Origin of the sequence: Streptomyces brasiliensis, from assembly GCF_014647875.1 — a bacterium.
Lineage (GTDB): Bacteria > Actinomycetota > Actinomycetes > Streptomycetales > Streptomycetaceae > Streptomyces > Streptomyces brasiliensis.
This window is the reverse complement of record NZ_BMQA01000006.1, coordinates 158667-182275: the sequence shown is the minus strand read 5'-3', so window position 1 is coordinate 182275 and position 23609 is coordinate 158667. Positions and strand designations below refer to the sequence as shown.

At 70.8% G+C, this 23609-nt stretch carries 20 protein-coding genes and 3 tRNA genes; 15 read left to right on the top strand and 8 right to left on the bottom strand.

The features are described 5' to 3' along the window. Positions 1-9: 9 nt before the first annotated feature. Positions 10-444 (top strand): gamma-glutamylcyclotransferase family protein, encoded by a 435-nt coding sequence (locus tag IEZ19_RS11950; RefSeq protein ID WP_189311115.1) that lies wholly within the window; start codon positions 10-12, stop codon positions 442-444. On the opposite strand, the gene IEZ19_RS11945 is transcribed toward IEZ19_RS11950, so the two are convergent. Together IEZ19_RS11945 and IEZ19_RS11940 are read right to left on the bottom strand one after the other, a co-directional pair. After that, positions 441-2606: a molybdopterin oxidoreductase family protein gene (locus IEZ19_RS11945; protein ID WP_189311114.1), complete on the bottom strand. Its 2166-nt coding sequence runs from the start codon at positions 2604-2606 to the stop codon at positions 441-443. The genes IEZ19_RS11950 and IEZ19_RS11945 overlap by 4 nt on opposite strands. 105 nt (positions 2607-2711) lie before the next feature. After that, positions 2712-3389, bottom strand: coding sequence for a SanA/YdcF family protein (locus tag IEZ19_RS11940; RefSeq protein ID WP_189311113.1), 678 nt, complete (start codon positions 3387-3389; stop codon positions 2712-2714). Positions 3390-3547: 158 nt separating this feature from the next. On the opposite strand from IEZ19_RS11940, the gene IEZ19_RS11935 reads away from it, so the two are divergent. From IEZ19_RS11935 to IEZ19_RS11915, 5 genes are all read left to right on the top strand, one after another. Further along, the gene (locus IEZ19_RS11935; RefSeq protein WP_189311112.1) at positions 3548-4402 is read left to right on the top strand and encodes a sirohydrochlorin chelatase; all 855 of its coding nucleotides are present in this window, start codon (positions 3548-3550) and stop codon (positions 4400-4402) included. 117 nt (positions 4403-4519) lie between these two features. Beyond that, the gene (locus IEZ19_RS11930; RefSeq protein ID WP_189311111.1) at positions 4520-5782 is read left to right on the top strand and encodes a deoxyguanosinetriphosphate triphosphohydrolase; all 1263 of its coding nucleotides are present in this window, start codon (positions 4520-4522) and stop codon (positions 5780-5782) included. Positions 5783-5917: 135 nt separating this feature from the next. Continuing rightward, positions 5918-7183: an NAD(P)/FAD-dependent oxidoreductase gene (locus IEZ19_RS11925; protein WP_189311110.1), complete on the top strand. Its 1266-nt coding sequence runs from the start codon at positions 5918-5920 to the stop codon at positions 7181-7183. Between the two features lie 179 nt (positions 7184-7362). After that, complete coding sequence (gene dnaG / locus IEZ19_RS11920; RefSeq protein ID WP_189311109.1) at positions 7363-9267, top strand: DNA primase; 1905 nt, start codon at positions 7363-7365, stop codon at positions 9265-9267. Positions 9268-9369: 102 nt separating this feature from the next. Continuing rightward, positions 9370-10656 (top strand): RNA polymerase sigma factor, encoded by a 1287-nt coding sequence (locus tag IEZ19_RS11915; RefSeq protein ID WP_189311108.1) that lies wholly within the window; start codon positions 9370-9372, stop codon positions 10654-10656. A 40-nt stretch (positions 10657-10696) separates the two neighbouring features. Here IEZ19_RS11915 and IEZ19_RS11910 read toward each other — a convergent pair whose 3' ends face one another. From IEZ19_RS11910 to IEZ19_RS11895, 4 genes are all read right to left on the bottom strand, one after another. Next, positions 10697-12625 (bottom strand): ABC transporter ATP-binding protein, encoded by a 1929-nt coding sequence (locus tag IEZ19_RS11910; protein WP_189311107.1) that lies wholly within the window; start codon positions 12623-12625, stop codon positions 10697-10699. After that, positions 12625-14358, bottom strand: a complete 1734-nt coding sequence (locus IEZ19_RS11905) for an ABC transporter ATP-binding protein (protein WP_189311106.1) — start codon at positions 14356-14358, stop codon at positions 12625-12627. The genes IEZ19_RS11910 and IEZ19_RS11905 overlap by 1 nt, the downstream gene beginning before the upstream one ends. 146 nt (positions 14359-14504) lie before the next feature. Further along, positions 14505-15956: an FGGY family carbohydrate kinase gene (locus IEZ19_RS11900; RefSeq protein ID WP_189311105.1), complete on the bottom strand. Its 1452-nt coding sequence runs from the start codon at positions 15954-15956 to the stop codon at positions 14505-14507. A gap of 105 nt (positions 15957-16061) precedes the next feature. Further along, the gene (locus IEZ19_RS11895; RefSeq protein ID WP_189311104.1) at positions 16062-16367 is read right to left on the bottom strand and encodes a YtxH domain-containing protein; all 306 of its coding nucleotides are present in this window, start codon (positions 16365-16367) and stop codon (positions 16062-16064) included. Positions 16368-16525: 158 nt separating this feature from the next. On the opposite strand from IEZ19_RS11895, the gene IEZ19_RS11890 reads away from it, so the two are divergent. From IEZ19_RS11890 to IEZ19_RS11880, 3 genes are all read left to right on the top strand, one after another. Further along, positions 16526-16598: transfer RNA gene (locus IEZ19_RS11890), tRNA-Asn, on the top strand. 5 nt (positions 16599-16603) lie between these two features. Continuing rightward, positions 16604-16676: transfer RNA gene (locus IEZ19_RS11885), tRNA-Asn, on the top strand. Between the two features lie 168 nt (positions 16677-16844). Beyond that, a tRNA-Ile gene (locus IEZ19_RS11880) sits at positions 16845-16918 on the top strand. A gap of 414 nt (positions 16919-17332) precedes the next feature. On the opposite strand, the gene IEZ19_RS11875 is transcribed toward IEZ19_RS11880, so the two are convergent. Together IEZ19_RS11875 and IEZ19_RS11870 are read right to left on the bottom strand one after the other, a co-directional pair. Then, positions 17333-17698 carry an STAS domain-containing protein gene (locus tag IEZ19_RS11875; RefSeq protein ID WP_229840230.1) on the bottom strand — a complete coding sequence of 122 codons (366 nt, stop codon included), beginning with the start codon at positions 17696-17698 and terminating at the stop codon, positions 17333-17335. A gap of 128 nt (positions 17699-17826) precedes the next feature. Further along, positions 17827-18189 carry a DUF488 domain-containing protein gene (locus IEZ19_RS11870; protein WP_189311102.1) on the bottom strand — a complete coding sequence of 121 codons (363 nt, stop codon included), beginning with the start codon at positions 18187-18189 and terminating at the stop codon, positions 17827-17829. A gap of 146 nt (positions 18190-18335) precedes the next feature. Here IEZ19_RS11870 and IEZ19_RS11865 point away from each other — a divergent pair, with 146 nt between their 5' ends. The 6 genes from IEZ19_RS11865 to pstC all read left to right on the top strand — a co-directional run bounded on the left by IEZ19_RS11865 (position 18336) and on the right by pstC (position 23607). Then, positions 18336-19130, top strand: coding sequence for a uracil-DNA glycosylase (locus tag IEZ19_RS11865; RefSeq protein ID WP_189311101.1), 795 nt, complete (start codon positions 18336-18338; stop codon positions 19128-19130). 292 nt (positions 19131-19422) lie between these two features. Beyond that, positions 19423-19944 carry a DUF2231 domain-containing protein gene (locus IEZ19_RS11860; RefSeq protein WP_189311100.1) on the top strand — a complete coding sequence of 174 codons (522 nt, stop codon included), beginning with the start codon at positions 19423-19425 and terminating at the stop codon, positions 19942-19944. 104 nt (positions 19945-20048) lie between these two features. Further along, positions 20049-21071 carry an LLM class flavin-dependent oxidoreductase gene (locus IEZ19_RS11855; protein ID WP_189311099.1) on the top strand — a complete coding sequence of 341 codons (1023 nt, stop codon included), beginning with the start codon at positions 20049-20051 and terminating at the stop codon, positions 21069-21071. A gap of 23 nt (positions 21072-21094) precedes the next feature. Then, positions 21095-21730, top strand: a complete 636-nt coding sequence (locus IEZ19_RS11850) for an NAD(P)-dependent oxidoreductase (protein ID WP_189311098.1) — start codon at positions 21095-21097, stop codon at positions 21728-21730. Positions 21731-21964: 234 nt separating this feature from the next. Then, on the top strand, positions 21965-22573 hold the full coding sequence (locus tag IEZ19_RS11845; RefSeq protein ID WP_189311097.1) for a YegP family protein: 609 nt from the start codon (positions 21965-21967) through the stop codon (positions 22571-22573). Further along, positions 22570-23607, top strand: a complete 1038-nt coding sequence (pstC, locus tag IEZ19_RS11840) for a phosphate ABC transporter permease subunit PstC (protein ID WP_189311096.1) — start codon at positions 22570-22572, stop codon at positions 23605-23607. Before IEZ19_RS11845 ends, pstC begins: the two co-directional genes overlap by 4 nt. Positions 23608-23609: the final 2 nt, after the last annotated feature.

Genomic DNA, 23609 nt, shown 5'->3' with positions numbered 1-23609 from the left:
ATCGGTCCTGTGATCACTCCGGTTCTGCCGTTCTTCGTCTACGGCACCCTCCGCCCCGGCGAGCCCAACCACGACCGCCACCTGCGCGGCCGTACGCGCAGGGAGGAGCCCGCCCGCCTCATGGGCGCGGTGCTGTACGACGGCCCCGGCTATCCGTACGCCGTCGAGGCGCGGGCAGGAGTGGCCCACGGCGAACTCGTCACCACACTGCCGGAGGCGTACAGCCGGCTCCTGGCGGAGCTGGACCGGTTGGAGGAGTACGTGCCGGGCGACCCGAGCAACCTCTACGACCGCGTCGAACGCGAGGTCGTACGCCCCGACGGCAGCACGTCACGGGCCTGGGTCTACGTCGCCGCCCCGGCCGTCGCCGCCCGTCTGCACGCCCACGGCACGCTCGTCCCCGGCGGCGACTGGCACACCCGCCGCCCCCACCGGCCCCGTTAGGACCCCACGGCCTCCACCCGCACCGCGCACGCCTTGAACTCCGGCATCCGAGAAGTCGGGTCCAGGGCCGGGTTGGTGAGCGTGTTCGCGCGGCCCTCACCCGGCCAGTGGAAGGGCATGAACACCGTGTCCGGACGGATCGAGGTCGTCACGCGCGCCGGCGCCACGGCGCGCCCGCGCCGCGAGATCACGGCCACCGGATCGCCGTCGACCGCCCCGAGCCGCGCCGCCAGCCACGGGTGCAGCTCGACGAACGGGCCCGGTGCGGCGGCGTTCAGCTCGGCCACCCGTCGCGTCTGGGCGCCGGACTGGTACTGGGACACCACCCGGCCCGTCGTCAGCAGCAGCGGGTACTCGTCGTCCGGCTCCTCGGCGAGCGCCCGGTGCGCCACGGCGACGAACCGGGCCCGCCCGTCCTCGGTGGCGAACCGGTCCAGGAACAGCCGCGGAGTGCCGGGGTGCGGGACGGCGGCGCGCACGGCGTCGTCGTGGTCCTGCGCGGGGTCGACGACGTATGCGTCCAGCGCCGCGTCCTCACCGTCCTCCGCACCGTCACCCGCCGGGCACGGCCAGAACACGCCGTTCTCCGCCACCAGCCGCCGATAGGTGATCCCCGAGTAGTCGGCGGGGCCGCCCGCGCTCGCCCGGCGAAGCTCATCGAAGACCTCCTCCGGGTCCGTCGGGAAGCCCTTCTCCACGCCCAGCCGGTCGGCCAGTTCGTGCAGGACCTCCAGATCGCTGCGAACCCCGTCCGGCGGGGTGAGTGCCTGGCGCCGCAGCAGCACACGGCCCTCCAGACTCGTCGTCGTCCCCGTCTCCTCGGCCCACTGCGTGACCGGCAGGACGACATCGGCGAGTTCCGCCGTCTCGGAGCGGACCACGTCACAGACGGCCAGGAAATCGAGCGACTTGAGCCGGCCCTCGACATGCGCGGCACGCGGCGCCGAGACCACCGGGTTGGAACCCATCAGCAGCAGGGCCCGGATGTCCGTGCCCAGCGCGTCCAGCAGCTCGTAGGCGCTGCGCCCAGGACCCGGCAGCGAGTCCGGGTCCACCCCCCACACCTCCGCCACGTGCCGCCGCGCCGCCGGATCCGTCAGCTTGCGGTAGCCCGGCAACTGGTCGGCCTTCTGGCCGTGTTCACGTCCGCCCTGCCCGTTGCCCTGCCCGGTCAGACAGCCGTACCCGGACAGCGGCCGGCCCGCCCGCCCGGTCGCCAGGCACAGGTTGATCCACGCGCCCACCGTGTCGGTGCCCTTGGACTGCTGCTCGGGACCGCGGGCCGTGAGGACCATCGCCGCCTCCGGCTCGCAGAACAGCCGTACCGCCTCCCGCAGTTTCGGCACCGCCACACCCGTGATCCGCTCCACGTACTCCGGCCAGTGCGCCATCGCCGCCGCGCGCGCGTCCGCCCAGCCGGTCGTGCGCTCACGGATGTACGCCTCGTCGGTGCGGCCCTCCGCCACCACCAGGTGCAACAGGCCAAGCGCCAGGGCCAGATCGGTCCCCGGCCGGGGCGCCAGATGCAGATCGGCTTGCTCGGCCGTCTTGGTCCTGCGCGGATCGACCACGATCAACGTGCCGCTGTTCTCCCGCAGTTCGGAGAAGTACCGCAGCGCCGGCGGCATCGTCTCGGCGAGGTTGGAGCCGACGAGGATCACACAGCCCGTCCTCGGGACGTCCTCCAGCGGGAAGGGCAGCCCCCGGTCCAGACCGAAGGCCTTCGTGCCGGCGGCCGCAGCGGACGACATGCAGAAGCGGCCGTTGTAGTCGATCTGCGAGGTGCCGAGGACGACACGCGCGAACTTCCCGAGTGTGTACGCCTTCTCGTTCGTCAGCCCGCCCCCGCCGAACACCCCGCAGGCGTCCGGTCCGTACCCCGTCCGGGCCCGGGAGAGACCGGCGGCGACGCGATCGAGGGCTTCCCTCCAGGACGCGGGCACGAGCTTCGAGCCGTCGTCCGAACGCACCAGCGGGGAGGTCGGCCGCACCGCGGACGAGAGCACCGCCGGGGCCGTACGGCCCTTGCCGCACAGCGCTCCCCGGTTCACCGGGAAGTCGGTGCGCCCGGTCACCTCGGCGCCCCCCGGCACCGGCGTCACGTTCATCCCGCACTGCAGGGCGCAGTACGGGCAGTGGGTGGGCGTCGAGGTGGTGTCCATGCCGCCCACAGTGCGTCGTACTTGTTACGTCCCGTGACGAGCCCCGGTTACACGGCCGGGACGACCACCTCCCCGCCGTGCCCCGCGCACCGTGAGGTCCCCCGCTCATCGCCCGGAGGCCAGCGCCCGCGCGACCCCCGGCTCCTTCGGCCCCAGGAAGCGCGGATCCGGCCGGAACACGACGTCCAGCGCCGCCTTGCCCGCCGCGAAGACCTCGCGGGTGCCGCCGTAGTACCAGGTCACGTCGTGCTTGTCGGACACCCCGACGCCGTACGAGTCGACGCCCGCCGCCTCGCACAGGGCGACCGCGCGCCGGATGTGGAAGCCCTGGCTGATCAGGACCGCCCGGTCGACGCCGAAGATCCTCTTCGCGCGGACGCAGGAGTCCCAGGTGTCGAAGCCCGCGTAGTCACTGACGATGCGGGCGTCCGGGACGCCGTGCCGGGTGAGGTAGGCGCGCATGGCGTCCGGCTCGTCGTAGTCCTCGCGGCTGTTGTCGCCGGTGACCAGGACGACCTTGATCCGCCCGGCCCGGTACAACTCGGCCGCGGCGTCCAGCCGGTGCGCGAGGTACGGCGACGGCTCGCCGTCCCACAGACCGGCCCCGAACACGACGGCGACCTGGGTGCGCGGTACGTCCGCGGCATCTCGGAGCCGGTCGCCGGTGGACACGAACAGCCAGGTCGCGGGAAGCAGCGCCAGCACGCACCCGGCCATCACCCCCTGCACCAGTCGCCGCCACCCGGCACGCGTGCGGGGCAGCTGCGGCCGACGGATCTTCATACGTCCCCCCGGTTCGCCTCGTCCCTTCAAGACGCGGCCCACGACGATCCGGTTCACCACGCGGCCTCACATCGTGCGGACCCTTGGCGTGAAACGCCGGAAAACACTCGTGACCGCGGCGCAACGGACGCGCAACGTCCCGCCGTCAGGATCGCTCCATGACGGCGTCGACCCCTTTTCGTGACGAGTCCGGCCTCCACCTCGACAGTACGGCGCACCTCATGAACAGCATCAGCAGCCGGCTCGCCGGCCGGCTCAGCCCCGTCTCGCCGAGCGGCAGGCGCCGCCCGGGACCGCCCGCCCTGGTCCTCGTGGCCCACGGCAGCCGCGACCCGCGTGCGCTGGGCACCGTCCGCGCGCTGATGGACCGTGTACGGCGGCTGCGCCCGGCCGTGCCCGTGCACCTCGGCCACATCGAACTCGACGAGCCACTGCTCCCCGACACCCTCGCCGCCCTCGGAACCACCCCCGCCGTCCTCGTCCCGCTGCTGCTCAGCCGCGGCTACCACGTCGAACGGGACATCCCCGAGATGGCGGCGGCCGCCGGGGCCCACGCGCGCGTGGCGGCCCCGCTCGGCCCGCACCCCCTCCTCGTGGACACCCTCCACGCCCGTCTGATCGAAGCCGGCTGGCGCACCCGGATGGCCGATGCCACCCGCCGCACGAGCGGCGTGGTCCTGGCCGCGGCGGGCTCCCGCGACCCCGACTCGGCCAAGGACACCCGCCGCACGGCCCACCTCCTGGCCGCCCGCCTGGGCGTCCCGGTGGTCCCGGCGTACGCGTCGGCGGCGGCGCCGACGGTGGAGACGGCGGTACGTTCCCTGACGGCAAGGGGCCGCAACAGGATCGCGGTGGCGTCTTGTTTCACAGCTCCGGGCCGGTTCGCAACGCAGTGCGCGGAAGCGGCCCCGTGGATCGCGTCGGCACCTTTGGGAGCCCACGAGGCGATGGCCAAGTTGATCGTCCACCGCTACGAGCAGAGCTTGTCGACTTCGGCAAGGACGGCTGCTTGAGGGGCGCGCGGCTGTATCGATGTGCGGCTCCGCCGCGTGGGCGCGATCGACCACACACAACCCGCGCCCGCGTACTCGAGCGAACCCGGCAGACGATGAGGCGTCTACTGTCGAACCATGGCAGGCATCGCATACGACCCGGCGTCAGCCGAACGATGGGCCCCGGAGCCCGACAAACGCCCCGGCCGCACCGCGTTCCAACGCGACCGGGCCCGCATCCTCCACTCCGCGGCCCTACGACGCCTCGCCGGCAAGACCCAGGTCGTCACGCCCGGTGCCCAGACCCAGGCATGGGACGCCAGCCCCCGCACCCGCCTCACCCACTCCCTCGAGTGCGCTCAGGTCGGCCGCGAGCTGGGCGCCGCCCTCGGCTGTGACCCCGACCTGGTCGAGGCCGCCTGCCTGTCCCACGACCTCGGCCACCCCCCGTTCGGCCACAACGGCGAACAGGCGCTGAACGAGTTCGCCGACGACTGCGGCGGCTTCGAGGGCAACGCCCAGTCCCTGAGACTCCTGACGCGCATCGAGCCGAAACGCTTCACCCCGGAGGGCTCCGTCGGCCTCAACCTCACCCGCGCCACCCTCGACGCCGCCACCAAGTACCCGTGGCAGCGCGGCGGCCACCCCACCGACCCGGCGTCCCCGAAGTTCGGGGTGTACGAGGACGACCGGCCGGTCTTCGACTGGGTCCGCAAGGAGGCGCCCGGCAGGCGCACGTGCTTCGAGGCACAGGTCATGGACTGGTCGGACGACGTGGCGTACTCGGTGCACGACGTCGAGGACGGCCTGCACGCCGGCCACATCGACCCCGACTGTCTGCACGCCGAGCCGGAGCGCCGGGCGGTGTTCGAGGTCGCCGTCGGCCGCTACGTCCCGGCCGGCACCGACCCCGCCGAACTCGCCGAGGCGCTCGACCGGCTCCAGGACCAGGAGTGGTGGCCGCACGGCTACGACGGCACGGCGGTCGCCCAGGCCCGCCTCAAGGACGCGACGAGTCAGCTGATCGGCCGGTTCTGCCTGGCGGCGGAGGGCGCCACACGGGAGGCGTACGGCAGCGGGCGGCTGACGAGATACGGCGCCGAACTCGTCGTACCGAGAAGCACCCGGATGGAGTGTGCGGTCCTCAAGGCGGTCGCCGACCGGTACGTCATGCAGCGCGCCGAACAGGAGCGGCTCCGCGCCGACCAGCGGATCGTCGTCGCGGAGCTGGCCGAGGCGCTCACCGCCCGCGCCCCCGACGGCCTGGACCCGCAGTTCCGCGCCCTGTTCGAGGCGGCACCCGACGACCACGCGCGCAAACGCGTGATCGTCGACCAGATCGCGTCCCTCACCGACGCCTCCGCCCGTTCGCTGCACGCGCGCCTGACGGGACGCGTGTGACCTACACGGGAAACTGGCGGTGTGCGTGTGACACGGATGTGGCGCCGGGTGGCCTGATCGGGGCACTCCCTCTTCCCGCAGCACACGCGGTGCGGGACGCTCGCATGTGGCGGCACCCTTACGAGGAGGCATCAAGTGGTCGACGCGGATCAGACATTCGTCATCGTCGGAGGCGGCCTGGCCGGCGCCAAGGCGGCCGAGACGCTCCGGGCGGAGGGCTTCACCGGGCGCGTGATACTGATCGGTGACGAACGCGACCACCCCTATGAGCGCCCGCCGCTGTCCAAGGGCTACCTGCTCGGCAAGGAGGAGCGGGACAGCGTCTTCGTGCACGAGCCCGCCTGGTACGCGCAGAACGACATCGAGCTGCACCTCGGCCAGACCGTCGACTCGATCGACCGCGCCGCGAAGACCGTCCACTTCGGCGACGACGGCACCCAGGTGCACTACGACAAGCTGCTGCTCGCCACCGGCGCGGAGCCCCGCCGCCTCGACATCCCCGGCACCGACCTCGCCGGCGTCCACCATCTGCGCCGCCTGGCCCACGCCGAGCGGCTCAAGGGCGTGCTCACCTCGCTGGGCCGGGAGAACGGGCACATCGTGATCGCGGGGGCGGGCTGGATCGGTCTCGAGGTCGCGGCGGCGGCCCGTGAGTACGGCGCCGAGGTCACCGTGGTCGAACCCGCGCCGACCCCGCTGTACGGCGCCCTCGGCCCCGAGCTGGGCAACGTCTTCGGTGAGCTGCACCGCGAGCACGGCGTCCGCTTCCACTTCGGCGCGCGGCTGACGGAGATCGTCGGCCAGGCCGGCATGGTGCTGGCCGCCCGCACCGACGACGGCGAGGAGCATCCGGCGCACGACGTCCTCGCGGCGATCGGCGCGGCGCCGCGCATCGGGCTGGCCGAGGCGGCCGGGCTCGAGCTGGCCGACCGGGCCCACGGCGGGGGCGTCGTGGTGGACGAGCGGCTGCGCACCTCCGACCCCGACATCTTCGCGGCCGGGGACGTGGCGTCGTTCCCGCTCGCCCTGTTCGGCACGCGGCTGCGGGTGGAGCACTGGGCGAACGCGCTCAACGGCGGTCCCGCGGCGGCGCGCGCGATGCTCGGGCGGGACGTGATCTACGACCGGGTGCCGTACTTCTTCACCGACCAGTACGACCTGGGGATGGAGTACAGCGGCTGGGCGCCGCCGGGGTCGTACGACGAGGTCGTGATCCGAGGTGACGCGGGCAAGCGGGAGTTCATCGCGTTCTGGCTGAAGGAGGGCCGGGTCCTCGCCGGGATGAACGTGAATGTGTGGGACGTCACAGATCCCATCCAGCAGCTGATCCGGTCGAGGACCCGGGTGAACACGGAGAACCTGGCGGACCCGCACGTGCCCTTGGACAGCCTGGGCGCCTAGGCGTCTGCCGGGTCCGGTCGTCTTGCGGGTGCAGGTCGCCATATGGCTGGGCGCGCCGTTCCCCGCGCCCCCTCGGGGCGCTGCAGCCCCCGTGCTGCCTCTTCCGGTCGGCGCCCCCGGACCCCCGCCGGAAGACATCGAGCCCCAGGAGTGTCGGATCGGCCCCGTAGAATCAGTGCGTGGCAGGACGGATCAACGATGAGGACGTGAAGGCGGTACGGGACGCGGTTCCGATCGACGCCGTCGTGTCCGAGTACCTCCAGCTGCGCAACGCGGGCGGCGGCAACCTCAAGGGGCTGTGCCCGTTCCACGACGAGAAGTCGCCGTCCTTCCAGGTCAGCCCTAGCAAGGGGCTCTTCCACTGCTTCGGCTGCCAGGAGGGCGGCGACACCATCACGTTCGTGATGAAGGTCGACCACCTCTCCTTCTCGGAGGCCGTCGAGCGTCTCGCCGCCCAGGCCGGCATCACCCTGCGCTACGAGGAGGGTGGGTACAACCCCGCCCACCAGCGCGGTGAGCGCATCCGTCTGGTCGAGGCGCACAAGATCGCCGCCGAGTGGTACGCCGAGCAGCTCGCCACCGGCCCCGAGGCCGACACCGGCCGGATCTTCCTCGCCGAGCGCGGCTTCGACCAGGCCGCCGCCGTCCACTTCGGCGTCGGCTACAGCCCCCAGGGCTGGGACCACCTCACCCGCTATCTGCGCGGCAAGGGCTTCACCGACAAGGAACTGCTGCTGTCCGGCCTCGCCCAGGAGGGCCGCCGCGGCCCCATCGACCGCTTCCGCGGCCGCCTCATGTGGCCGATCCGCGACATCGGCGGCGAGGTCGTCGGCTTCGGCGCCCGCAAGCTGTACGAGGCGGACAACGGCCCCAAGTACCTCAACACCCCCGAGACGGCGATCTACAAGAAGTCGCAGGTCCTCTACGGCATCGATCTCGCCAAGAAGGACATCGCGAAGGCCAGCCGCGCGGTGGTCGTCGAGGGCTACACCGACGTCATGGCCTGCCACCTCGCGGGCGTGACGACGGCCATCGCGACCTGCGGCACGGCCTTCGGCGGCGACCACATCAAGATCCTGCGCCGGCTGCTGATGGACAACGGCAGCGCCCGCGTGATCTTCACCTTCGACGGCGACGCGGCCGGCCAGAAAGCGGCTCTGCGTGCCTTCGAGGACGACCAGAAGTTCGCCGCCGAGACGTACATCGCCATCGCCCCCGACGGTATGGACCCCTGCGACCTGCGCCTCGCGAAGGGCGACGAGGCGGTCGCCGACCTGGTCGAACCCCGCACCCCGCTCTTCGAGTTCGCGCTGCGGCAGGTCGTCGGCCGGTACGACCTCGACACCCCGGCGGGCCGCGCCGCCGCGCTGGACGAGGCCGCGCCGATCGTCGCCCGCATCAAGAACAGCGGAGCCCAGCACGAGGTCGCCGTCGAACTCGCGGGCATGCTCGGCATCCTGGACACCCAGTTCGTGGTCAAGCGCGTCGCGCAACTGGCCCGCTGGGCCCGCGACCGGGGCGGCAAGGGCCCGGCTCCGGCCCGCACCCCGCAGCAGCGGTACGACACACCGGCCGCCCGTCCCACGCCCCCGGGCCCGGCCCTCAACCTCCGCAACCCGGTGTACGCCACGGAACGCGAGCTGCTCAAACTCGCCCTCCAGCGCCCGGAGTTGGTGGCCCCCGCGTTCGACGCGTACGGCGTCGACGAGTTCACCGCCGCGTCCTACGCGGCCGTACGCCAGGCCGTCATGGACGCGGGCGGCGTCGAGTACGGCGTCCAGGACCCGCAGGAGTACCTGGTCCGCGTCCGCGAGGCGGCCCCCGACGACACGGTCCGCGCGATGGTGACGGAGCTGGCCGTCGAAGCGATCATGCGCCGCACGGTCGACGAGGCCTACGCGGGCGAACAACTCGTCTGGGTCCGCCGCCGGGCCGTCGACCGCCGCATCCACGAGATCCAGATCACCCTCACCCGCCTCGGTACGAACGGCGACCCCGCCCATCTCGCCGCCGTACAGAACGAGTTGTGGGTGCTCCAGCAGTACGGACAGGCGCTGCGCGAGCGCGGTGCCGCGGCTCTCTAGTCCGCCGGATACGCCAGGGTAACCGCGCGGTCACCGAACGGACGCAAAAAGTCACCGCACGCCCCTCGTGGCGGCGATGTATCTTACCCCACACTGGGGGCGGTGCCTGAGTCCTCGGAGCGCGGCCGATCCGTCGCCCACGGGTCCGACAATCCCGCGGTTCCGCTCATCACGTACGGGACGGACAACGGCGAGGCCGTCGACTCCGCCCCCGAAGTACCGCTGCCGTACACCTTGGCAGCGATCATCCTGGAGGTCGCCCCCGTGCAGACCCAGACCCTCACCCAGACCGACAGCAGCACGAAGGACGGGACGGACGCGGAGACCGAAGTCTTCGCGGGCGTGCCGCCGCAGAACCGCCTCGCACTCCACCCCGAGACGGAGCCCGCGCCCGAGCCGGCCGAGCCGCCCGCCGAGGCGCTCACCGCGGAGGCCCCCGAGCCCGTCGAACCGCCCGTCGCCCGCACCGAGACCAGCGGCCCCTCCTCGGACCTGTTCCGCCAGTACCTGCGCGAGATCGGCCGCATCCCGCTGCTCACCGCGGCCGAGGAGGTCGAACTCGCCCGCCGCGTCGAGGCCGGTCTGTTCGCCGAGGAGAAGCTGGGCAACACGCCCGAGCTCGACGACCGGCTCGCCCTGGACCTCGACCGGCTGGTCGTCATGGGGCGGATGGCGAAGCGCCGGCTCATCGAGGCGAATCTGCGGCTCGTGGTCTCCGTCGCCAAGCGGTACGTCGGCCGCGGCCTGACCATGCTCGACCTCGTGCAGGAGGGAAACCTCGGGCTCATCAGGGCCGTCGAGAAGTTCGACTACGCGCGCGGCTACAAGTTCTCGACGTACGCCACCTGGTGGATCCGGCAGGCCATGTCCCGCGCGCTGGCCGACCAGGCGCGCACCATCCGCGTCCCCGTGCACGTCGTCGAGCTGATCAACCGCGTGGTGCGGGTGCAGCGGCGGATGCTCCAGGAACGCGGCTACGAACCCACGCCGGACGAGGTCGCCGCCCACCTCGAACTGCCGCCCGAGCGGGTCAGCGAGGTGCTGCGGCTCGCCCAGGAACCCGTCTCGCTGCACGCGCCCGTGGGCGAGGAGGACGACGTCGCCCTCGGTGACCTCATCGAGGACGGGGACGCCGCGAGCCCCGTCGAATCGGCGGCGTTCCTGCTGCTCAGGGAGCACCTGGAGGCGGTGCTGTCGACACTGGGGGAGCGCGAACGCAAGGTGGTCCAGCTGCGTTACGGCCTCGTCGACGGCCGCCCCCGCACACTGGAGGAGATCGGCCGCATCTTCGGCGTGACGCGGGAGAGGATCCGCCAGATCGAGTCGAAGACCCTCAACAAACTGAGGGACCACGCGTTCGCGGACCAGCTGCGGGGTTACCTGGACTGAAGAGGGGGCCGCTCCCCGAAGAGAGCGGCCCCGTCAGTACTCAGTCGACCTCGGCCACAGCCTGGGCGAACTGCGCCTTGTACAGGCGCGCATACGCCCCGTCCGCCGCCAACAGCTCGCTGTGCGCGCCCTGCTCGACGATCGAACCGTTCTCCATCACCAGGATCGTGTCGGCGTCCCGGATGGTGGAGAGCCGGTGCGCGATCACGAACGACGTGCGTCCATGGGCGAGTTTGGCCATCGCCTTCTGGATCAGGACCTCCGTCCGCGTGTCCACCGAACTCGTCGCTTCGTCGAGCACCAGGATCACCGGGTCGGACAGGAACGCCCGCGCGATGGTGATGAGCTGCTTCTCACCGGCGCTGACGCCGGTGCCCTCGTCGTCGATCACGGTGTCGTAGCCGTCGGGCAGCGTCCGGACGAACCGGTCCGCGTGAGCCGCCCGCGCCGCCTCCTCGATCTCGCCGCGGGTGACCTCGCGCGAGGCGCCGTACGCGATGTTCTCCGCGATCGTGCCGCCGAACAGCCAGGTGTCCTGCAGCACCATCCCTATCCCGGCGCGCAGTTCGTCCCGGGACATCCTCGCGATGTCCACGCCGTCGAGCGTGATGCGCCCGCCGGAGACGTCGTAGAACCGCATCAGCAGGTTGACCAGCGTGGTCTTGCCCGCGCCGGTCGGGCCGACGATCGCGACCGTGTGACCGGGCTCGACCTTCAGCGACAGGTCCTCGATCAGCGGCTTCTCCGGGTCGTACCGGAAGGACACGTGCTCGAGCGCCACCCGCCCGCGCAGCTCCGCCGGCCGCTCGCCCGGCACCGGGTCCGCCTCCTGCTCCTCCGCGTCCAGGAGTTCGAAGATCCGCTCCGCCGAAGCGACGCCGGACTGCACCAGGTTGGCCATCGAGGCGACCTGGGTCAGCGGCATCGAGAACTGCCGCGAGTACTGGATGAAGGCCTGCACGTCACCGATCGACAGCGCGCCCGAGGCGACGCGCAGCCCGCCGACGACCGCCACCAGCACGTAGTTGAGGTTCGACACGAACATCATCAGCGGCTGCATCACGCCACTGTTGAACTGAGCCTTGAACCCGGCCTCGTACAGCGCGTCGTTCTGCTCGGCGAACTGCTGCGCCGACTCGTCCTGGCGGCCGAACACCTTCACCAGGGTGTGCCCGGTGTACATCTCCTCGACGTGCGCGTTCAGCTTGCCGGTGGTGCGCCACTGCTGCACGAAGTGCGGCTGCGACCGCTTGCCGATGCGCGTAGCGACGACGAACGACAGCGGCACGGTCACCAGCGCGACCAACGCGAGCAGCCACGACACCCAGAACATCACCGCCAGCACCCCGATGATGGTGAGCACCGAGTTGATGAGCTGGCCCATCGACTGCTGGAGCGTCTGGCCGATGTTGTCGATGTCGTTCGTCGCCCGCGACAGCACCTCGCCGCGCTGGCGCTTGTCGAAGTACGACAGCGGCAGCCGCGCCAGCTTCCCCTGCACGTCCTGCCGCATCCGGTACATCGTGCGGTTCACGGACCGGTTCACCAGCCGCGTCGCCACCGCCATCAGCAGACCGGCCACGAGGAACGTGCCCGTCGCGAACAGCAGGACGTCGCCGACCGCGCCGAAGTCGATGCCCTTGCCCGGGGTGAAGTCGGTGCTCTGCAGCATGTCCGCGACGGTGCCGTCGCCCCGCTCGCGCATACCGGCGAGCACCTGTTCCTTGGTGGCCCCGGCGGGCATCTGCCGGCCGATGATCCCGGCGAAGACCAGGTCGGTGGCGCGGCCGAGGATCTTCGGCCCGATGACGCTGAGGGCCACGCTGAAGACGACGCACAGCAGCAGTACGCAGATCGTGACCCGCTCGGGCCGGAACCGGGCGAGGAGCCGTTTGCCCGACCCCTTGAAGTCCATCGAGCGCTGGTCGGGGCCGCGCCCGGCCATCATGCGTCCCATGGGCCCGGCCATCAGGCAGCCTCCGCTTCCGTGAGCTGGGAGAGCACGATCTCCCGGTAGGTCTCGTTGTCCGCCATGAGCTCGTGGTGCCGGCCGGTGCCGACGACGCGGCCCTCGTCCAGGACCACGATCCGGTCGGCGTCCCGGATGGTCGCCACGCGCTGGGCGACGATCACCACGGTGGCCTCGGCGGTCTCCCGGCCGAGCGCCGCGCGCAGGGCCGCGTCGGTGGCGTAGTCGAGGGCGGAGAAGGAGTCGTCGAAGAGGTATATCTCCGGGCGCTGGACCAGCGTCCGGGCGATGGCCAGGCGCTGGCGCTGACCGCCGGAGACGTTCGTACCGCCCTGCGCGATGGGCGCGTTCAGCCCGCCCTCCAGCTTCGTCACGAAGTCCTTGGCCTGCGCCACCTCCAGCGCGTGCCACAGCTCCTCGTCGGTGGCGTCGGGATTGCCGTACCGCAGGTTGGTGGCCACCGTGCCCGCGAACAGGTACGGCTTCTGCGGCACGAGACCGACCGTCCGTGCGAGCAGCTTCGGTTCGACGTCCGCCACGGGGACGCCGTCCACCAGGACCTCGCCCTCGGTCACGTCGAACAGCCGCGGGACCAGCCCGAGCAGCGTCGACTTGCCGCTGCCGGTGGAGCCGATGACGGCGGTCGTCTCACCCGGCCGGGCCACCAGGTCGATGGACTTCAGCACCGGCTCCTCGGCACCCGGATAGCGGAACCCGGCGCCGCGGATCTCCAGATGACCGTGCCGGCGCAGCTCGCTGACCGGCGCGAGCGGCGGCACGACGCTCGACTCGGTGCCCAGGACCTCCTGGACGCGCTCGGCGCACACCTCGGCCCGCGGCACCATCATGAACATGAACGTGGCCATCATCACGGACATGACGATCTGCATCAGATAGGCGAGGAACGCCGTCAGGTCGCCGATCATCATCCCGCCGCTCGCGATGCGGTGGGCGCCGAACCAGACGACCGCGATGGACGACAGGTTCACCACCGTCATGACGATCGGGAACATCAGTGCGAGCATGTTGCCGGTCGCCAGCTGCATCTCGGTCAGCTGGGTGTTCGACTTCTTGAACCGGTCCTGCTCGTACTCGTCGCGGACGAAGGCGCGGATGACGCGGTTGCCGGTGATCTGCTCGCGCAGCACCCGGTTCACCGTGTCGAGGCGCACCTGCATGGCGCGGAACAGCGGCCGCAGCCGGCGCACGATCAGCGTCACCGAGATGCCGAGCACCGGCACGACGGCGACCAGCACGCCGGACAGCGGCACGTCCAGGCCGAGCGCGAGAACGATACCGCCGACGCACATGATGGGCGCCGAGACCATCAGAGTGAACGACAGCAGGACCAGCATCTGGATCTGCTGCACGTCATTGGTCGTACGGGTGATGAGCGAGGGCGCGCCGAAGTGACCAACCTCACGCGAGGAGAAGGACTGCACCCGGTCGAAGACAGCGGCACGGACGTCCCGGCCGAGCGCCGACGCGGTGCGCGCGCCGTAGTACACGGCACCGATGTTGCACACGACCTGCGCCAGCGAGACGCCGATCATCACGGCGCCGAAGGACAGGATGTAACCCGTGTCACCCTTCACGACACCGTTGTCGATGATGTGCGCGTTCAGTGTGGGCAGGTAGAGGGTGGCGCAGGTCTGCAGGAACTGCAGCAGCACCAGTACGGCGATGGGTTTCTTGTAGGGCCTGAGATAGGTCCGCAGAAGTCGTATGAGCACGCTACGTCTCTCGGAGTCGGCGGTGAGGGGCGGTCGGTCGGTCTGCCCTTGGCCCCTATCGTCCGACACTCCACCCGCGTTACCTCAACCGATTAACCCAACAGCGGACCAAGGTTCCATCGCGAACCGGTCTCAGGACCTACGGCTCATGCCCGGAACGCCCCGGGATGGGTCTGTTCCCGCACCGACACGAACTGCTGACGCACCGCCTGACCCACGGCCAGCTCCTCACCGGGGTCGAGAACCTGGGCCGCCGCGCCCTGCCACACCGGCGGGGTCCGCGGATCCTGCTTGCCCTGCGACACACCGAGCGCCCACGCCGCCTGTCGCGCGGCACCGATCGCCGCGTAGTCCGCGGGCTGCGGTACGACGACCTGAGCGCCGAACAGCGAGGGCGCCGCGGCCTGTACCGCGGTCAGCTCGGCGGCCTGCCCCAGCAGGAAGATCCGCCGCACGTCCACGCCCCGGCCGCGCAGCACGTCCAGCGCGTCCGCGAGCCCGCACAGCATGCCCTCGAACGCGGCCCGCGCCAGATGCTCGGGCTTCATCGACTCGCGCCGCAGCCCGGCCAGCGTCCCGGCGGTGTGTGGCAGGCTCGGCGTCCGCTCGCCCTCCAGGTAGGGCAGGAGGACGAGGCCGTGCGAGCCGGGCGTCGACTTTATCGCGAGGTCGGACAGGCTCTCCAGGTCGGACAGCCCCAGGAGTTCGGCGGTGCCGCGCAGGGTCCGTACGGCGTTCAGGGTGGTCACGACGGGCAGGTGCATGCCGGTGGCGTCGGCCAGCGAGGTGATCATCCCGGACTGGTCGGCGAGCGCCTCGGGGTGGACGGCCATCACGGAACCGGAGGCGCCGAGCGACACCACCGCGTCGCCCAGCCCGATCCCCAGCCCGAACGCGGCGGCCATCGTCTCGCCGGTGCCCGCGGAGATCAGCAGCCCCTCCGGCGTCGTACCGGCCGCCGCCGACGGTCCGATCACCTCGGGCAGCGCCGCCTCGTGACCGAGCGCCAGCTCGACCAGATCGGGCCGGTAGGCGCCGGTGGCCGCGGACCAGTAGCCGGTCCCGGAGGCGCCGCCCCGGTCGGTGGTCCGGCGCAGCGGCCGCCCGAGCAGCTGCCACACCAGCCAGTCGTGCGCCTGGAGCAGCATTGCCGTGCGCATCGCGTTCTCGGGTTCGGTCCTGGCGAGCCAGCGCAGCTTGGTGACAGGCTGCGCGGCCTGCGGCACGGATCCGACGGCCTGCGCCCAGGCCTCGCGCCCACCGAGCGCGTCGATCAGATCGGCGGCCGAGACCTGCGCGCGCTTGTCGCCGCCGACCATCGCCGGGCGCACGGTGTTGCCCTGGGCGTCCAGCGGGATCAGCGCGTTCTGCTGCGCGGAGACGCCGATGGCCTGCACACCCTCGAGGAGCCCACCACCGGCCGCCTCGCCCAGGGACAGCAGCCAGGCCTGTGGGTCCATGTCGGAGGGGCGTGCGCCTTCGGCGTTCTCCACCGGGTGCGGCGCGTAACCCTGTCTGAGCACGGCTCCGGTGTCCGCGTCACAGACGACGATGCGAGTGAATTCGGGCGAGCTGTCCAACCCGGCGACTATCCCCATGCCTCCAGATTTTGCCCCATCGCGCCGGTTGGTTCGGCCGTGCACGCCAGGAGGTTCCCCGCGCCCCTTCCGGGGCGCTGGAACAACCGGCGTTCGGGGGCGGCCCTACGTGTTGCTCGTGCCCCAGTCGTCCTCGGGGGTGCCGTTCATCGCGCGCTCGCGCAGGGACCGTACCCGTTGGGCCACCGAGTCGGGGACGCGGTCGCCGACCCTGTCGCTCACCGTGTGGAAGGCCTTGCCCGCGTAGCGGCGTCCCTGCTGGGCCGCCGTCTCCGCGGTGTTGCGGACGGCGGGGTTCTGCGCGAACTGCTGAGCTGACTTCTTCAGCTGCTCGTAGCGCTCGCGCCCGGCCCTCGTGCCCAGCACGTAACCCAGGGCCAGTCCGGCGACGAACGTGAGCCGGTAGCGCATGGCGGCCACCCTTTCCCTTGCGTAGGTCTCTGGTGCGGCATCGGCGACGGGGGAACCGATTGGCGGAGCACCCCCCTGCTTGCGCTAATGTATGTGTCGCAGCGAGCGCGCGCCCCCTGGCGAATACCCAGGTAGGTACGTTCGATGCAACGAGGCATTCCTCCGTAGCTCAATTGGCAGAGCAGCCGGCTGTTAACCGGCAGGTTACTGGTTCGAGTCCAGTCGGGGGAGCTCGGTCCTCCGTAGCTCAATTGGCAGAGCAGCCGGCTGTTAACCGGCAGGTTACTGGTTCGAGTCCAGTCGGGGGAGCATGCTGAACGAGGACCCTCAGGGGTCCTTTTTCATGTCCGGGGGGAACTGCGCAGGCCACGGCGGAGTCATCAAGGTCATGCGAAGCCGACCAGCCGAGGCAGGAGATCGTATGAGCGGCTATGCTGCGGCAGACGGCGCGTACACATGTACGCGACACGCCGTTATGGGGCGGTAGCTCAGCCGGTTAGAGCAGCGGACTCATAATCCGTCGGCCGTGGGTTCGAGTCCCACCCGCCCCACTGTCCACTCCTGTGACGCGCGAAGACGTCTCATCAGGGGTGCGGATCCAGGAGTTCGGGACAACGGACTGAATCCGCTGATCGACAGTTCAACCGTGTTTGTGTTCACGGGTGTTGGCGTCTTCGTCGGCCTGCGCAGATGGACGGCTCGGATCGCGGTGGCGGACACAGCGGACACAGCGGACTCTCGGAGGGCCGGATCGCCGGGCCGTCTGCACGCCTTCGGCGGCAGAGCTGACCGACACGCCCGGTGTGATCGAGGTAGCGGAAGGTGGCATTGGCCCTGTCCATGCCCACCGGGACCTCGACGGGGCTTCCAGCGCCGTCTTCCTCACCGACCGATCATGGAAGTCACGACCCGGACCCCTGAACCACCACCGGGCTCCCGTACGACATCCCTCTCCGGTCACAGCACTAGGGAGCGTGACGCGTTGCGTCCTCCGGCGACGGATAGATCTCGTAACCCTCACGCAGGCCGCTGAGGTCGAACACCCTGAGTATCCGGCTGGAGGCGACCGCGATCCGCAATGAGCCTTGGTGTTTACGGATGCGTTTCGTGACCACCACGACCACGCCCAGTCCCATCGAGTCCATGAAGGACACGAAGCTCAGGTCCAGGACGAAGTGGCGGTGTCCCTCGTCGATGAGCTTGAGCACTGCTTCACGGATCACGGGAGAGGTGTGGGCGTCCACATCGCCGTCGATCTCGACGACCGTCCAGCCGTTCACCATGTCGTAGCTGACGGTCATGTGCTCGTCGCGGATCATGTTCGTTCGCATCGCCATCCCACCTCACGTCTTTGTGCGGCTCCGGCGACACAGCACACTGCATGACGTACGCTCCGCCGCGCCTGCGGTCGGCGATCAGCATCCGCGGCTTGCCGCCCTGGTGGACCCTTGTGCGTTCATCACCGTTTCTTGGCCAGCCACTCGGCCAGGACAGCGGCCTGGCTGTGGTCCACGTCCTTGGTGGCGGTCAACAGCATGACCTTGTCGTGCGCCGCCAGGTCATGCAGGTGCCCGGCCGCCTCGCGGTGTCCGGCATCGCGCAGTTCGGCCAGGTAGCGGCGACGGAACTCGGTGAAGCGGCTGGGCTCATGGCTGTACCACTTGCGCAGCTCGCTGGAGGGGGCGACATCACGCAGCCACTCGTCCAGATGCGCGTCCTCCTTGCGCATGCCCCGTGGCCAGACCCGGTCGACAAGCACGCGCTTCCCGTCCTGAGGAGAGGTCTCTTCGTAGACTCGCCTGTAGGTGATCTGTTCGGCCATGACAGCGCCCTCCATATCGGTCGCACGACGGGCTTGTCCGATGTGTCCATTTTATCGATGACCGTCGACTCGGCCGGTGGAGCGGACTGCGCCTTGTCGCACGGTCGCGTCCCCTCCAGGGAGGCGAAGAGAACGAGGAGGTGGGAATGAGAGGTGGCCACCCGGTGACCGAGGCACACGACTTCCCCGCGGTGACGGCTCCTCGGACGCGCACGGTCCGCGATCTGGACGCGGCGGTGGCCACATGCCGGGCCTGCCCGCGGCTGGTGGCCTGGCGGGAGGAGATCGCACGCGTCAAACGCGGTGCATTCAGGGAGTGGGAGTACTGGGCCAGGCCTGTGCCCGGCTTCGGTCCGCCGGATGCAAAACTGGCGATCATCGGTCTGGCTCCGGCCGCGCACGGCGGCAACCGCACCGGGCGCATTTTCACCGGCGACCCGTCCGGCGACGCACTCTACGCCGCTCTGTACGACATCGCTCTGGCGTCCCAGCCGACCGCCGCACACCGGGACGACGGGATGGAACTGTACGCCGTACGCATCACCGTGCCGGTGCACTGCGCACCGCCCGGCAACCGGCCCACCACCACCGAACGCGACACCTGCCGTCCCTGGCTCGCCCAGGAGCTGGAACTCCTGCGCCCGACGCTGCGGGCGATCGTGGTCCTCGGAGCCTTCGCCTGGCAGGCGCTGCTGCCCGTGCTGGCCGACGCGGGCTGGCAGGTGCCCCGCCCGCGCCCGGCCTTCGGGCACGGCGCCGAGGTACGGGTCCGCGATGCCGGCGGCGAACGGGAGGTGTATCTGATCGGCGGCTACCACCCCAGCCGGCGCAACATGTCCACCCGCACTCTGACACCCGCGATGCTCCGGGATGTGCTGCGCCGGGGCGCTCAGGTCGCTGGGCTGCCTGCGCGTCCTGAGCGAAAGGGCCCGCGTTCCTGATCGCTGCCGCCGGCCGGCACCGCGCGGACGGGTCATCCGGTGATGAGCCGGTCGAGCGGTACGTCCGCATCGGTGATCGTGCTGCGGTCGGCCCGGATGCCGGTGCTTCCACCGTCCCGCCGCCGAGGACGGCGCCGCCGACACCGTCCGCTGGTCAGACGCACCGACCGCCACATGATGCCGGGACTCCCGTGACCCAGGTGCCCCAGTTGGCGGGCGTGGCCGACGGAGAGACGCTGGAGGAGCAAAGACGAGTCACGTGCACGCTCCGGCCTTCCGTCCGGGAGGTGTCATGTACAGCAAAGTCACAGTCGCTGGTCATCCGATCCACCCCATGCTCGTCGGCTTCCCGGTCGCCTGCTACACCGGCACCCTCATCGGCTTCGCCGTCTACGCGGCCAACGGCCATCAGTTCTGGCTCAACCTGGCCATCGCCCTGAATGTCGTCGGTGTCGGCAGTGCACTGGTCGCCGCCCTCCCCGGATTCGTCGACTGGGCCTTCGGTATCCCGCGCGGCTCGGCCGCCAAGACCGTCGGCCTGGGCCACGCCGGCCTCAACGTCATCGCCCTCGTGCTGTTCGCGATCGCCCTGGGGGTGTACGTCACCCACTGGAACGGCCCCGCCACCGGAGCCACGCTCGGCCTCGCGCTCGCTGCGGCCGGCTTGGCCTGCACGCTTGCTGCCGGCTTCCTCGGCTGGATGCTTGTGCAGAACTACCACATCGGCATCCGCCTCACTCCCACCCAGGAGCGCGACGAACTCGCGGTGCAGAACACGAAGGTGACAGTCCTGCACCATCACCGGGCAGCCTGAACGACGGCCTGCAGAGACCGCGAACCACCTCATCACGAGGATCGACGACGGCACCACCCTGGTAGTTGAGGAATCAATTAGTTTCGTGCGCTGTTCAGCCTCACATGAAACGCATCGGATTCCTCTCCTTCGGCCACTGGTCCGACACCCCGCACTCGCAGACACGGAGCGCCTCGGACACCCTGCTGCAGTCCATCGACCTCGCCGTGGCCGCCGAGGAACTCGGTGCCGACGGGGCCTACTTCCGTGTTCATCACTTCGCCCGGCAGCTGGGCTCGCCGTTCCCGCTGCTCTCCGCGATCGGTGCCAGGACCTCGCGCATCGAGATCGGCACCGGCGTGATCGACATGCGCTACGAGAACCCCATGTACATGGCCGAGGACGCGGGCGCCGCGGACCTCATCTCCGGCGGCAGGCTCCAGCTCGGCATCAGCCGTGGGTCACCGGAGCAGGTCATCGACGGGTGGCGGTACTTCGGATACGCGCCGAGCGAGGGCGACACCGACGCCGACATGGCGCGCAAGCACACCGAGGTGCTGCTGACCGTGCTCCAGGGCAAGGGCTTCGCCGAGCCCAATCCGCGACCCATGTTCGCCAACCCGCCGGGGCCGCTGCGCATCGAGCCGTACTCCGAGGGGCTGCGGGAGCGGATCTGGTGGGGCGCGGGCTCCAACGGCACCGCGACCTGGGCGGCCAAGCTCGGCATGAACCTGATGAGCTCGACCCTCAAGGACGACGAGGGCGGGGCACCCTTCCATGTGCAGCAGGCGGCGCAGATCCGGGCCTTCCGCGAGGCCTGGGCCGAGGCGGGCTGGGAGCGCGAGCCGCGCGTGTCCGTGTCCCGCAGCATCTTCGCGCTCACCGACGACCGGGACCGCGCCTACTTCGGCCGCGAGGGCGACAGCAGCGACCACGTCGGCTACATCGACGCCTCGACGCGGGCGATCTTCGGCCGTACGTACGCCGCCGAGCCCGACGTCCTGGTCAAGCAGCTGGCCGAGGACGAGGCGATCGCCGAGGCCGACACGCTGCTGCTGACCGTGCCCAACCAGCTGGGCGTGGACTACAACAGTCATGTCCTGGAGAACATCCTCACCCACGTCGCGCCGGCGCTCGGCTGGCGTTGACCGTCACCCGCGGGGGAGCCGCCGTGAGCAAGATCCTGATCATCGGGGGTACCGGTTACACCGGGGCCAACGTCGCCGCCGAGGCCGTCGCACGGGGCCATGAGGTGACGTCGTACTCACGGTCGGCCCCCGCGGCCCCGGTCGACGGGGTGACCTACACGCACGGTTCGGCGGAGGACGCCGCGAAGCTGATCCCCGGCCAGGACGCGGTGGTCGCGGCGCTGTCACCGCGCGGCGACCTGGTCGGCCGGCTGCCCGGCCTCTACCGGGACCTCGCCGGTGCCTCGGCCGCCGCGCGGGCCCGGCTGATCGTGATCGGCGGGTTCTCGTCGCTGCGCAGCGCGCCGGACGGGCCCCGATACGCCGAAGGGGACGTCCCGGAGCGGTTCCGCTCCGAGGTGCGCGACATGGAGGCGGTCCGGGAATGGCTCACCGGCTCCGCGCCGGACACGCTCGACTGGACCCTGGTCTCGCCGGCGGGCGGCTACGGCTCCTGGGCCGCCGGTGAGCGGACGGGGACGTACCGCGTCGGCGGGGAGGTCGCCCTCTTCGACGAACAGGGCAGGTCGGAGATCTCCGGCGCCGACTTCGCGCTCGCCGTCGTCGACGAGATCGAGCGCGACGCGCATCCCCGAGCGCACATCTCCATCGCCTACTAGCGGGTACGTCCACCTGTCGGCCCCTCCCTCGTGGAGGGGCTTTTCCGTGTCCGGCGGGCCGTTGCGGCGGCCGGTGGGGCAGAGTCTCCCGTTCATTCGCCGTCCGTTCGTCCTTTACTCAATCTTGGATACAACCCGCACACAGGTCCGCGACTCTCAGTGCGCTTCGGGCGATTCTCCGCCGCAGCGGCGAAAAGTGGCCGTGGCCTGAGTGGGAAGAGGGGGGTGGTCTCCATGGTTCCTTCACGATTCCTGTACGTAGTGCGGGGAGCGGGACAGAGACCCGGGAGGGGAGAACAGGCGGTCGGCTGGCGGCTCGTCGGGTCCAACCACCGTGAACTCGGTCGTAGCGCCGAGTCGTTCGACGGGTTCGCCGAGTGCCGGGCCGCGGTGCTGCGGCTGCGTGAGCGAATAGCCGACGCCAAGGCGCTGCTGAGCACGACGGAGTCCGCCGGCGGCTGGAGTTGGCGCCTGGAGATAGACGGCCGCGCCGCAGCGGTCGCCGGGCGGCCGTACCAGCGCCAGCGCGACTGCCAGTACAACCTCGGGCAGTTCCTGAACGCGGTCCCGGTGGCCGACCTGGCCGAGCCGACGCCCGCCAGGCCGCGCGAGGCGGGCGGGACGCGACCGCACGGCACCGGGCGGGCGGCCGACCGCCCCGAGCCCGGACTTGCGGCTCGGCCCCAGCCCGGTCCCGCTTCTCGCCCAGCCCCCGGCATCGCCTCCCGCTCCATACCGCCCGGTCCTCCCAAGAGCCGGCCGGACCTCGCCGGACGCCCTGCTCCCGCCGACGGCGACGGCGTCGGCGGTGCCCGTGATCACGCTGGGACCGGTGCCCGATGAGCGTGGTCGCGCCCGGACTCGGGCAACCCTCCGCGCCGGAGCCGGACTTCGGCGACGACGGGACGAGGCGTGCGCCGCGCGGTCGTGTCGAACCCGTCGACCGCGTCTTCCGCGCCGTGCTCGGTGGCAGCGGCGCCGTCGTCCTGGCGATCATGCTGCTGGTCGGTGTCTTCCTCACCTACCGCGCGGCGCAGGCGCTCGGCGTGGCGAAGTTCAGGTTCCTGACCACCTCCGCGTGGGAGCCGGACTCCCATCACTTCGGCATCGCGGCCGTCCTCACCGGCACCGTGCTCATCGGCGTGACGGCGATCATCCTGGCCCTGCCGCTGGCGCTGGGCACCGCGCTGTACATCTCGGAGTACGCGCCGCGCAGGCTGAAGCGGACCCTGATCAGCCTTGTCGACCTGATGGCGGCCGTGCCGAGCGTGGTGTTCGGACTGTGGGGCGCCTTCTTCCTCCAGGGGCACGTCGTCGGGCTCTCCCGCTGGATCTCCACGTACTTCTCCTGGATCCCGCTCTTCAAGGTCGACGGGGCCGACCCGCACGACCCGCTGCAGGCCGACACCGCCTACACGTCGTCCACCTTCATCGCCGGCATCGTCGTCGCGCTGATGGTCACGCCCATCGCCTGCTCGGTGATGCGGGAGACCTTCTCGCAGGCGCCGGCCGGTGAGCGCGAGGGCGCGCTGGCGCTGGGCTCGACCCGCTGGGGCATGATCCGGGCGGTCGTGCTGCCGTACGGCCGTGGCGGCGTGATCGGCGGCACCATGCTGGGCCTCGGCCGCGCGCTGGGCGAGACGATCGCCGTCTACATGATCATCTCGCCGGTCTTCTCCGTGCAGCCGCACATCCTGCAGAACGGGACCAACTCCGTCTCGTCGCTGATCGCGCTGCGCTACGGCTCCGCGAGCGACTTCGGCATGTCGGCCCTGATGGCCGCCGGCCTCGCGCTCTTCCTCATGACCCTCGTCGTGAACTTCATCGCGTCCTCGATCGCCGCCCGCGGCCGGTCGGGTGCCGGAACGGAGGCCTGAGC